An 11,942-nucleotide genomic window follows, 5' to 3' on the forward strand; every position below is an offset into this window, starting at 1 on the left:
TTCTTGCTGCTGTTGTTTCCAAATTTTCAAAGACCTTCCGTATACTTAAACCCCGCAGGGCTTTACGTCGTTTTTAACCGGGGTGCAAAAGTAGCAATTCCTCCCATTCCCTCCAAATCTATCTCACTCTTTTTTTACTTTTTTCCTCCCCCAAACCTCTAAGAACCAGCCCGCTTTTTTTACAAACGGGTTGCAAAGATATACAGTTTAATTGCACTTCCAAATTTTATTCAAATTTGTTTTCTTTTTTTCTGCAATTCTAACTGATCCTCAATGAACTATACCGTTTTTTATCGAACGGGCGGCGAAGATAGGGAGTGGATCATTACCCACCAATCTTTTCTTGAAAGTTTTCAAAATATTTTTTGAAAAACAGCAATTGGTAATCAACGCTATTGCCCCAAAAATCCCTGTTGTGCGCGCCCGGTCTTTCCGTGTAATCATGGTCTATCTTCATCTCCAGCAGCTTCCTGTGCAGATCCCGGTTCACCTGTAAGAAGAAATCTCCTACCCCGCAAGCCATCACCAGCTTCAACTCTCCGTTCTTCAATCCACTTGCTATATTGATTACTGTATTGCGCTCCCAGTTATCCTTGTGCAGCAAAGTATCGCCCAACACCCGCACCATATCCCAATTGCGGGGAAAGGGCCTGATGTCTACCCCACCGGCCATACTGCCCGCAGCGCCAAACAAATCTTTGTGCCGCATACCCAGGTAAAAAGCGCCGTGTCCGCCCATGCTCAGTCCCGCAATGGCGCGGCAATGGCGGTCAGCCACTGTGCGGTAGTTGCCGTCGATATAGGTCATCAATTCACTGGTAACAAAAGTTTCATAACGAACGGTGCTATCAACCGGACTATCGAAATACCAGCTGTTATAGCCGCCATCCGGACAAATCAATATCATATTCAGCTCATCGGCCTTTGCGGGCAACTGCGGGGCGTCTTTGAGCCAGGAAGCGTAATTGCCGCTGTATCCATGCAATAAATACACCACCGGGAAATGCCTTTGCATATCCTGGTCATACGCTGCGGGCCTGACGATTACGACTTTAATATCCTTGTGCATACTGTTACTGTACACTTTTACCGTATCGGTCACGGCTGCCCCGGCAGCCAGGGCAAACAATATGCCCATCAAAAAAATGGCTGTTCTTTTCATTGTATATCCGTTGAATTGACGAAATAAAAAACCACCCTTGCTTTACACGCGGGTGGTTTTCTATCCATCGGGTTAAGCATTATTTCTTCTGTGCAGCATGCTGCATCGGGTTCTGTCCCTGTGATTGTCCGCGCATGGCCGCCCTCATCTTAAAGAGCGAGAACTTGCTGGGCGCTTCATTAGCTGGCCAGCTGTTGTTGCTCTCATCAATATCTGCTGTTTCCTTCATGGGATCCAGCTGGATATGAACGGCTTTCTTTTTGGTGAGGAATACTTTGCTCACATTGTTTTCATTCTTGCGCCAGATCTGTGCAGGTATCTTCTCCGTTTCTTTCGTTCCGTCTTCAAAAGTGAACTCCACAATAATGGGCATCACCAGTCCGCCTTTGTTGGAGAAAGATACTTCATACAAATGAATACCCTGGTATTTCGCTTTTTCTGCATCGGCCAACGGTTCGGCCGCTGCGGGCTGTTGTGCCGCTACTTTAAAAGTAGAGTCGTAGGGTTCAATACCACGATCATAACGCCAGTAAAAATCGCGCAGCGTTGTATCTGCATCTGTTAGGAAAATAATATTCTTATTCTCCCTGTTGCGTATCTTGGATATGTCCTCGAATGCATTCACAGCAGGCTTATCAATACCATTGCCGCGCTGCATTCCCATCATCCTGTTGTCATTGCCTGCTATATACGCTCCATTGGGGTCGTACACTGCGTGCTTTACGCTGTCTATGGCAATATCGCAAGGTTCGATGCCATAGAACCATCCTCTCCAGAACCAATCGAGGTCTTCACCGCTCGCATCTTCCATGGTGCGGAACAGATCGGCCGGGGTGGGATGTTTGAAAGCCCAGCGCCTTGCATATTCTTTGAAGGAATAGTCGAACAATTCGCGGCCCATGATGGTTTCGCGGAGGATATTCAGGCCGGTAGCGGGCTTGGTATAGGCATTGGGACCGAACCGCACAATGTTCTCACTGTTGGTCATGATGGGTTCCAACTGGTCTTTGGGCAGCTTCATATAATCCACAATGGTCCAGGCCGCGCCTTTGCGTGAAGGAAATTTATTGTCGTACAATTCTTCTGTCAGGTATTCTACAAAGCTGTTCAATCCTTCGTCCATCCAGGTCCACTGGCGTTCATCGCTGTTCACGATCATGGGGAAGAAATTATGCCCCACTTCGTGGATGATCACACCCAGCATACCATTCTTGGCAGACTCAGTGTACGTACCGTCTTTATCGGTACGCCCGTAGTTGAAGCAGATCATGGGATATTCCATACCGTTGGCCGCTTCTATACTCTGTGCCACAGGGTAAGGATAGGGAATGGAGAATTTAGAATAAGACTTGATGGTGTGTGCTACCGTTTTGGAAGAGAATTTGCGGTACAATCCATATGCTTCCTTGCCATACGCACTCATACACATCACTTTCTTTCCTTCTACATAAGCAGGCACCGCATCCCAAATAAATTTGCGGCTGGAGCCCCAGGCAAAATCACGCACGTTCTCTGCTTTGAATATCCAGGTTTTCTTTTGGGTACTTTTTTGTTGCTCTGCTTTTTTCGCTTCATCCAGTGTTACCACTTCCACCGGTTCTTTGGCATTCTGTGCCTGGTTCCACCTGTTGAGTTGCGCGGGCGACAATACCTGTGCATAATTCTGGCATTGTCCGGTTGCCATCACCACGTGATCTGCAGGTACGGTCATTTGTACGCTGAAATTACCAAATGTGAGCGCAAATTCTCCGCGACCGGTGAACTGGTGGTTCTGCCAGCCCTGGAAATCACTGTACACACAAAGGCGGGGATACCATTGGCTCATGGTGAAGAGATAGTTGCCGTCTTCGGGGAAATATTCATAACCGCCCCTTCCACCAACGGTCATGCGGTTGGTTATTTTATAATGCCAGTTGATGTTGAGTACAAACTGCTGTCCTGGTTTGAGCGGCGCAGGCAGGTCAACACGCATCATGGTTTTATTGATGGTATATTTCAATGCCTTACCGTTTGCATCGGTGAGTTTGGTAATCTTATCTCCGTTTCCGTTGTCTGTTTTGTTCTCCAGCAGTTTGTCTACCATTGACAGCGACACCTGCTTGCCCAGCGTGCTGGACTCCTGGTAGCTGGCATTATCAATACTGCTATGCTCATTTTCATCGAGTTGAAACCAGAGATAAGTGAGCACATCAGGTGAATTATTGTAGTAGGTAATGGTCTCTATTCCTTTCAGTGTGAGATTGGCTTCATCCAGTTCGCATTTGATGTTGTAGTCGGCTCGTTGCTGCCAGTACTTGGGACCGGGCGCTCCGCTTGCCGTGCGGTATTCATTGGCCGTAGGGAGAATGGTTCCCAACTGCTCGAATTTGTTACCGTGATTGGAGCCGGGGTTGTTCATGATGTTTTGCGCGTGCAGCGTGAGGCAGGCACAAGCCAAAATCATCATCGATGTAATCTTTCTCATTACTATAGTTTATTAGTTGTTCAAAAAGGTACTCTTTGTAATGCCATTTGCAGGGCCAGTGCAAAAATGCCCCCCGATACATATAAGAGGTATTCGCGCCTGCTGAAACGAAAAATGGTTACGAAAATAAACGAAATCAATAACACTGCGAGCACAATGACCAACTGCCCCACTTCCAGTCCTACATTAAAGGCCAGCAGTTGCAGCACCACGCTGTGATCCTTTCCCAGCAAGCTTTTAAGGTAATTGCTGAAGCCCAGTCCGTGGATCAGGCCAAAGAACAGCGCAAAAAAGTATATGATGGGAAATCTTGATCTGAAACTGAATTTCTTCACAAACAAATTACTGATAGCTGTAATAACAATGGTGCAGGGGATGAGGAATTCTATCCAGTGAGCCGAATAACGCACCACATCCAGCACGCTCAGGGCCAGGGTAATAGAATGACCGATGGTAAAGGCTGTTACCAGTATCAGTATCTTTGTCCAGTCGGCAAATTGATACCGCAGGCAAAGCGCCATGATAAACAGGATGTGATCGAGCCCTTTGAGGTCTGCGATGTGCTGATAACCGATCTTAAAATATAATCCGAACTCGTTCATGTGCAGCGATTAAATTAGTGATGGACTGGGTTTGGATGAAAAAATAATGTTGAATGGCAAATATACTGGTTCAATGGATGGCAACGGGTCTGCTGGCGGTGCTTCATCCCCTTTTCGTGTCGATGATCGATATCAACCACAATGCCAAAGCGGCTACGGCAGAGATCAGCGTGCGCATCTTCACCGATGACCTCGAGAAAACGCTGGAACATTTTTCCAAAAGCAAGATCGATCTTACCCACCCGGCAGATAAAGCTTTTGTAGAAAAGCAGCTGGCGGCGTATGTCAATCAAAAATTGAAATTAAAAATTAATAACCAGTCTGTGGTATTGCACTACCTGGGGTATGAAATACAGCGGGAAAGTGTGTGGAGTTATTTTGAAGTACAAAAAGTAGCACCTTTTAAAAAAGTAGAAGTCAATTGCAGCCTGCTCTACGATTTTGAATCGGGGCAGATGAATATCTTTCATGTGAGAAGCAACAAAACAGAAAAAAGCTATAAGCTGGATAATCCTGCAACGACAACCAGTTTTGATTTCTGATTTGATCAGAAATTATCCAAGTCCATTTCCGCTTCTATCATCGTTACCAGTACTTTATCAATACGGTGGTGATCCATGTCTATGATCTCGAAACGGAATATCTTCCACTCAAATGTATCGCCGGTGACGGGTATTTTTTCGAGTTTATGAATGATGAACCCTGCCAGGGTATCAAATCCCTGGTCTCCTTCCATCATCCATTCTTCTTTGTCGAACCTGGCTAAGAAATCATAGAAAGGTATTTGTGCGTCTACCAGGAAAGAGCCATCGGCGCGTTGTGTGATCTCATAGTTTTCATCCTCCTCCTGCGGTATATCCCCTACAATGGCTTCCAGTATATCATTCAATGTAACCAGGCCTTCTACCGATCCGTATTCATTCACAATAAAACAGTGATGGGTTTTGGTTTGTTTGAATCTTTCCAGCACCTGGTATGCCGTATTGCTTTCGGGCACATACATGGCTTCCTTCATCAGGGCCTTCACTTCTATGTCTGCTGCTGCCGAGAACAATTCCTTGATCGTGATCACCCCTTCTATGCGATCAATATTACCTTCACAAACCGGGTATACCGAATGCAACTTATCTGCAAATTCTTTCCTTACCTCTCCTACTGTTTTTTTTACATCTATCCATACGATATCGCTGCGATGCGTCATGAGTGAAGTGAGGTTGCGGTCGCTGAGATGGAACACCCGTTCTATGATCTCCTGCTCTGCTTCTTCAATGGTTCCCTGTTCGGTTCCTTCATTGATGATAGCTTTGATCTCTTCTTCCGTTACCTGCGAATCATCTTCTTTAATTTTCAACAGGCGTATAATGAGCAATGAAGACTTATTCAACAACCAAATGAAGGGGAATGTAAGCCAATACACCAGGCGCATGGGGCCGGCCATCATTTTGGCAATCGTTTCCGGGCTGCTTAGCCCGATCCTTTTGGGAACCAGTTCACCTAACACCAGTGTGAAATAAGTGATGATTACCACAATCAAAATGGTAGCTACTGTATTACTATAAGGATTAATGAAATCAAACTGTTGCAACCAGCTTTCCAGTGGTTTCTTGAAATTATCGCCTGAATAGATACCTGTCAGGACACTGATCACTGTAATGCCTATTTGAACCGTTGAAAGAAACCTATCGGGATGGCCCGACATTTCCAGCGCGCGTTTAGCATCTGTATCGCCTTTGGCCGCCTGCGATTCGAGCCTGGCTTTTCGCGCCGACACCAGTGCTATTTCGGCCATGGAGAAAAGCCCGTTCACAATGATCAATCCCAGTATAATGAATATTTCTGTCATGATTCCTGTTTATATATTACCCTCCCAGCTTTACAATGGCATACTTCGTTACTTCTTTGCTTCTTGTTGCCGGGTTGAGAAATGGAAGGCTTAACATGGATACTCCGTAATATTCGCCTTCATACACTGTTTTCATTCCGGGGAAATGCTGTTGCAACAATGGAAGGTTTTCCTGTTTCGTGATCACGATATCATCTTTTGTTAGCGCCCCTTGTTCTTTAAATGGTATGATGTACTGTGCATAAAAACTCAATGCACGACTCAGATCTATATGATACTGTACCAATTTTGATTTATCCAGTTGCTGTTGATCTATAACCGCTGCCGCTGTATTTCCCAACTGGTATTTGAGCAGGTTGGGGTAGAAAAAACTGTTCAGGAAAAAATTTACACCTATTACGGTGAACAATGCCGCCCTGATAAATGGCACTGTGCCGGTAGTTTTTGAAAACAATAGTTGGATGCACCGGAGCAAGCCAAGTATTGCCAGTGGCGCTACATACCAGGACAGGCCAGGGAAAGGAAATTTCATTAATGCAAATACTGCTATCCACAACAATAAAAAGATCACTGCATGAACTATTAATATTGGTTTCCTCCATCGCAACAATTCATCTGTATAAAAAACACGATAGAGAAACTTTGCTGTTATTATGGCTGCCAGCGGGAATACAATGAATATGTAATGTGGCAATTGTGCCTGGCTCCTGGCCAGTACACAATACGTAACAATAAAGCCGCCTGTACTGATCCACTCTTCATTTGATGGCAGCCTGAACTTCTTAATAATGATATCCTTCACTGCAAAGAACAGTCCTGCCAGGAAGCAAAGTATCCATGGCAGGAAACTCCAGAGCATGTTTTCGAGCAGGAAGGTAAAATGTCCCATCTCGTGGTAATAATTTTCGCCCGTATACCGGCCAAAACTTTGTGTCCAGTAGTAAAAGCGCAAACCCGACTGAATGGGTACGCCATTGATCAGCTTGCCAGGATGCAGGTCGTACTGCTGGTACAGGCCAATACTCATAGGTATGAGCAGCAAGGCTGTCAGTAAAAGCCCTACCAGGTATTCCCACCGGAAACACTGCTTCCAATCGCGGCGTAATACGATATGCGGAGCAAACGCAAAAACCGGCACCATCAATGCAATAGGCCCTTTCGTCATCATACCGCCTGCAATGGCTGCAAAGGCCAGCAACAAATTTTTCCATGCTGACTTTTGATACCATTCGGCCAGTTGCCAGAGGCTGAGCGCTACCCAACCCATCAACATGGTATCGCAACGCACATCGTGCATGATGAGGAACATGGCCTGTGAAGTAGCCAGTACCATTGCAGCGAGGCGGGCGATGGTTTGGTTATAGAACAGCAATGCCAGCCGGTAAGTAGCATATACTGCCAGCAGCGCAAATAAAAAAGAAGGTATGCGGTAAGCCCAGTCATGCACGCCGAATATTTTCATGCTCAATGCCGAGAGCCAGAACAACATGGGCGGTTTATCGAGATAATCTTTACCCAGGTCATAGACCTGTAGGTAGCTTTTATTTTCCAGCATTTCCCTGCTGATAGAAGCATATTGTGCGGCATCAATATCCATCAGTGGTATACGGAACATACCCAGCAGGTATACCAGCAAGCAGGAAACCAGCACAAAAAATACGGTTCGATTGGTGATCATATTACAGCAGTGGGTTGGTTTTCATCGAAAGAAGGGAGGCCGAAATATTTATTGAAAAACCTGGCGGTCATATAGCCGAGGCCACACCCGAGCAAGCCTCCGCACAGCACATCAATGGGATAATGTACGCCCACATATACCTGCCCGTAACTAATGGTGGCCGCCCAAATGAAAAACACTTTGCCCCATTTTTTCAAAATTGGGTTAAGGGTCATGCACACATACATAGCAAACCCAAAATGGTTGGTCGCATGCGAAGAAGTAAAGCTATATCCTCCGGAGCAACCACTCAATAATAACCGCATTTGTCCCAGTAAAGCACCTTCCTGGCAGGGTCTGGGCCTCGCCACCCAGTTTTTGAGCAGTGTACTGCTTACCTGGTCGGTCAGCACCACTGTGATCACCGCAAAAAGTATCCAGGGCAATGCTTTTTGTTTGAAGTTCATCAATGCAAACACGATAAGGAAAAGATACAGGGGTATCCAGGTATTGGCATCACGCCACCAGGGGAAAACGCTGTCCAGAAAACCATTGGTCCAGCGGGTATTGATTTGGAGGAACAACTCCGTATCCCATTGATTGAGTTGCTGCCATATTTTTTGAAAAGTACTGAGCAACAATAGGTCGTGCAACATAGTGATGTAAAGTTAGGACTATTTCTTCTTCGCCACGATGATCATCCTTGGCGAAGTGCGTACATCATAATGCCCCAACTGGTAATCGCCAAACACTTCCTGCACCTGCATGTTCTGGTAAGAAAGCATATCGGTAAAATCGCCCAGCGAAAACTTAGCTACCCTTTCGGTGTACAGGTGTTTGGGTGTTTTATTGGAATCGTCGGTGATCTGTATCTGCTTGAAAAAATGTTCTTCGTCCTGCCATTTGGTAATATGGAATGCCACATCTTCAATAGTGGTAATGAAAGATTGCTGCAGCCTGTCTTCCACATAATGCACGTTCAGGTAGTCGATTACGAACAATCCCTGGTGTTGCAGACTCTGTGCAATGGTGCGGATGGCATTATCGTGTTCGCGCCGGGTTCTGAAATAACCAAAGCTGGTAAAGAAATTGAATGCATAATCGAAATAGTTGATCCAGAACGGCAGGCGCATATCATGCTGGTAAAAATGCAGGTTATCGTCTTCATCTGCTTTGGCTTCTGCGATAGAAGCTTCCGAAAGATCAATGCCCGTAACATCAAACCCCATATCGGCCAATGCTTTGCTGTGCCTGCCTTTTCCACAAGCCACGTCCAGCATCCTGCAACCGCAGGGAGGCTGCAGGTAACTGATCAGGGTCTGGATGAATGCCATGGCTTCTTCCTCATCCCTGTGCTGATACAACAAATGATAATAATGTGAATTGAACCAATCTTTATACCACGACTTATCCGGCATGTCTGTCCTTTATGCCACAAAATTACATCCGCAGGGCAAACAAAAATTTTCAATTATGTTTGCAGTCCATCTAAACCCACCTACATGGCATTGATCAAAAGTATTTCCGGTATCCGCGGAACGATTGGAGGCAAACCCGGCGATACCCTGAGTCCCCTGGATGTTGTTCGTTTCACTGCCGCCTATGGCACCTGGCTGATGCAGCATTCCAAAAACAGGAAAGTGGTGTTGGGGCGCGATGGAAGGATCAGTGGTGAAATGGTGCAACGTCTCGTCATCAGCACTTTGAACGCATTGGGCATTGATGTGGTGGATCTTGGACTGAGCACCACGCCTACCGTTGAGATGGCGGTGGTATTTGAAAAAGCTGCTGGCGGCATTATTCTAACAGCCAGTCATAATCCCAAAGAATGGAATGCGTTGAAATTGCTGAACGAGAAAGGTGAATTCATCAGTGGTGAAGACGGGGCCAAAGTGCTGGACATTGCATCGAAAGATAACTATACGTTTGCACCAGTTGATAAACTGGGCAGTTACACGGTAAACAATACTGCTTTGCAACAGCATATCGATGCTGTTGTGAACTACCCGTTAGTAGATGCAGCAACCATCAAAAAAGCAAAGTTCAAAATAGTGCTGGATGCCATCAACAGCAGCGGCGCTTTTGCCGTTCCGGAACTGCTCAAAGCATTGGGTGTGAAGGATATCACTGTTTTAAATGCGGAAGTGAACGGTAAGTTCGCCCACAACCCGGAGCCGCTGCCCGAACACCTTACAGAGCTTTGCAATGAAGTGAACAAGCAGCAAGCCGACCTGGGCATTGCGGTAGACCCTGATGTTGACAGGCTTTGCTTTGTTTGTGAAGATGGCAGTCTTTTTGGCGAAGAATATACCCTGGTGGCCGTGGCCGATTATGTGTTGTCGCAGCGGAAAGGTAATACCGTGAGCAATATGTCTTCTACCCGCGCCCTGAAAGATGTGACGATCAAACATGGCGGCACGTATACGCCCAGCGCAGTAGGTGAAGTGAATGTGGTGAACAAGATGAAAGCCGTTCATGCCGTGATTGGCGGTGAAGGCAATGGCGGCATTATTGTTCCCGACCTGCATTACGGAAGGGATGCATTAATTGGCATTGCACTGTTTCTCACCCACCTGGCCAAGGAGAAAAAATCGGCCAAGCAGTTGCGCAATACTTATCCCAATTATTTCATGAGCAAGAACAAGATCGAATTGCACGATGGGTTCGACCTGAAAAAGATATTCGATCACATCAAGAAGAAATACAAATCGCATCCCATCAATACGGAAGACGGTCTCAAGATCGAGTTTGAGAGCGACTGGGTGCACCTGCGTTCCAGCAATACAGAGCCCATTATCCGCATCTATGCAGAGAGCAACTTCGAGACTACGGCAGCCAATGTGGCGACCAAGCTGATGAAAGATATCAAAGAAGTCATGTAACCCTCTTAGAACGTCATCCCGAGGTCGTCACCCTGAGCGAGCAAAGCGAGTCGAAGGGCGCAGCCGAGGGATCTGCCCGAATGTTCAGCAGCCCCTTCGACTCGCTTTGCTCGCTCAGGGTGACGATCAAATTGTTTACTTTTGCAGTGCTATGGAAAGAATTTATTTCGACAATGCAGCCACTACTGCATTAGACCCGCAGGTGCTGGAGGCTATGATGCCTTATCTTACTACACATTTCGGCAATCCCTCTTCTATTTACAGCTATGGGCGCGAAAGCCGGCTGGCAGTAGAGAATGCACGGAAATCGGTGGCCAAGACGCTAAATGCACATCCTGCAGAAATATTCTTTACCAGCGGCGGTACCGAGAGCAGCAATACGGCCATTACAGCCGCCGTGCGCGACCTGGGCTGCAAGCATATCATCTCTTCTGTTATTGAACACCATGCCACCACGCATACGGTGGAATATTTGTATCATAATGGCGAAGCAGCGTTGAGCTATGTAAAACTGTTGCCGAACGGACATATAGACATGGAAGACCTGGAGCATATCCTGGCCGAAAGCGAAGAAAAATGCCTGGTTACGCTGATGCATGCGAACAACGAGATCGGCAATATGCTCGACATACACGCCGTAGGAGAATTGTGTAAATTATACGGAGCCATTTTTCACAGCGATACCGTGCAGACCGTTGGGCATTTCCCCTTCGACCTGCGCAATACACCCGTGCATTTCATTACCGGCGCCGGTCATAAGTTCCACGGCCCCAAAGGCGTAGGGCTGCTGTATATTAATGAGAATGTAAAGATCAAACCCTTTGTACATGGTGGCAGCCAGGAAAGGAATATGCGTGCCGGTACTGAAAATTTATACGGCATCGTTGGTTTCGCCAAAGCGCTGGAGCTGGCTACGACTCATTATGAGCAAGACAGCAGTTATATTAAAGGATTGAAAGTGTACCTGATGGAACAGTTGAAAAAACACATCAAGGGTATTTCTTTCAATGGTGATCCTTTGGGTCGCAGTCTTTATACGGTATTGAGTGTAAGTTTTCCCAAGACAGAAAAAAGCGAGATGATCCTGTTCAACCTCGACATCAACAATATATGCGCCAGCGGTGGCAGCGCCTGCACCAGCGGGGCCGATCAAGGCTCACATGTGATCCGCGCCATCAACCACAATCCCAACCAGGTTACTGTTCGCTTCTCCTTCAGCAAAAACAATACAAAGGCCGAGATCGATGCGGTGGTAGAGAAACTGAAGGACATGATCTGACAAGATTTTTCTTTACAGGCAACACACACTTTTAGGCCCGTATCATAGATACA

Annotated in this window: 10 protein-coding genes; 3 read left to right on the forward strand and 7 right to left on the reverse strand. The window is 46.4% G+C overall.

Annotated elements, in window-relative coordinates:
• Positions 1 to 325 precede the first annotated feature (325 nt).
• The 3 genes from BLU98_RS15575 to BLU98_RS15585 form a co-directional block, all read right to left on the reverse strand.
• Positions 326 to 1,162, reverse strand: a complete 837-nt coding sequence (locus tag BLU98_RS15575; protein WP_092726535.1) for an alpha/beta hydrolase — start codon at positions 1,160 to 1,162, stop codon at positions 326 to 328.
• Between the two features lie 79 nt (positions 1,163 to 1,241).
• Positions 1,242 to 3,626 carry a M1 family metallopeptidase gene (locus BLU98_RS15580; RefSeq protein ID WP_092726537.1) on the reverse strand — a complete coding sequence of 795 codons (2,385 nt, stop codon included), beginning with the start codon at positions 3,624 to 3,626 and terminating at the stop codon, positions 1,242 to 1,244.
• 20 nt (positions 3,627 to 3,646) lie between these two features.
• The gene (locus tag BLU98_RS15585) at positions 3,647 to 4,228 is read right to left on the reverse strand and encodes a HupE/UreJ family protein (RefSeq protein WP_092726539.1); all 582 of its coding nucleotides are present in this window, start codon (positions 4,226 to 4,228) and stop codon (positions 3,647 to 3,649) included.
• 53 nt (positions 4,229 to 4,281) lie between these two features.
• On the opposite strand from BLU98_RS15585, the gene BLU98_RS15590 reads away from it, so the two are divergent.
• Entirely contained in the window at positions 4,282 to 4,770 is a 489-nt protein-coding gene (locus BLU98_RS15590; protein ID WP_092726542.1) for a DUF6702 family protein, read from the forward strand.
• Between the two features lie 5 nt (positions 4,771 to 4,775).
• Here BLU98_RS15590 and BLU98_RS15595 read toward each other — a convergent pair whose 3' ends face one another.
• Genes BLU98_RS15595 through BLU98_RS15610 form a run of 4 tightly spaced genes read right to left on the reverse strand, consistent with a single transcriptional unit; the run spans position 4,776 to position 9,146 of the window.
• The gene (locus tag BLU98_RS15595) at positions 4,776 to 6,071 is read right to left on the reverse strand and encodes a hemolysin family protein (protein WP_092726545.1); all 1,296 of its coding nucleotides are present in this window, start codon (positions 6,069 to 6,071) and stop codon (positions 4,776 to 4,778) included.
• 16 nt (positions 6,072 to 6,087) lie between these two features.
• Entirely contained in the window at positions 6,088 to 7,749 is a 1,662-nt protein-coding gene (locus tag BLU98_RS15600) for an ArnT family glycosyltransferase (RefSeq protein ID WP_092726548.1), read from the reverse strand.
• Complete coding sequence (locus tag BLU98_RS15605) at positions 7,746 to 8,384, reverse strand: phosphatase PAP2 family protein (RefSeq protein WP_092726550.1); 639 nt, start codon at positions 8,382 to 8,384, stop codon at positions 7,746 to 7,748. Before BLU98_RS15605 ends, BLU98_RS15600 begins: the two co-directional genes overlap by 4 nt.
• A gap of 18 nt (positions 8,385 to 8,402) precedes the next feature.
• Positions 8,403 to 9,146 carry a class I SAM-dependent methyltransferase gene (locus tag BLU98_RS15610; RefSeq protein WP_092726552.1) on the reverse strand — a complete coding sequence of 248 codons (744 nt, stop codon included), beginning with the start codon at positions 9,144 to 9,146 and terminating at the stop codon, positions 8,403 to 8,405.
• Between the two features lie 84 nt (positions 9,147 to 9,230).
• Between BLU98_RS15610 and glmM the strand changes: the two genes are divergently transcribed.
• Together glmM and BLU98_RS15620 are read left to right on the forward strand one after the other, a co-directional pair.
• Positions 9,231 to 10,610, forward strand: coding sequence for a phosphoglucosamine mutase (gene glmM, locus BLU98_RS15615; RefSeq protein WP_092726554.1), 1,380 nt, complete (start codon positions 9,231 to 9,233; stop codon positions 10,608 to 10,610).
• Between the two features lie 151 nt (positions 10,611 to 10,761).
• Entirely contained in the window at positions 10,762 to 11,889 is a 1,128-nt protein-coding gene (locus BLU98_RS15620) for a cysteine desulfurase family protein (RefSeq protein ID WP_092726555.1), read from the forward strand.
• The last annotated feature ends 53 nt before the right edge of the window (positions 11,890 to 11,942 follow it).

Source organism: Hydrobacter penzbergensis (genome assembly GCF_900106985.1).
Taxonomy (GTDB): Bacteria; Bacteroidota; Bacteroidia; order Chitinophagales; family Chitinophagaceae; genus Sediminibacterium; species Sediminibacterium magnilacihabitans.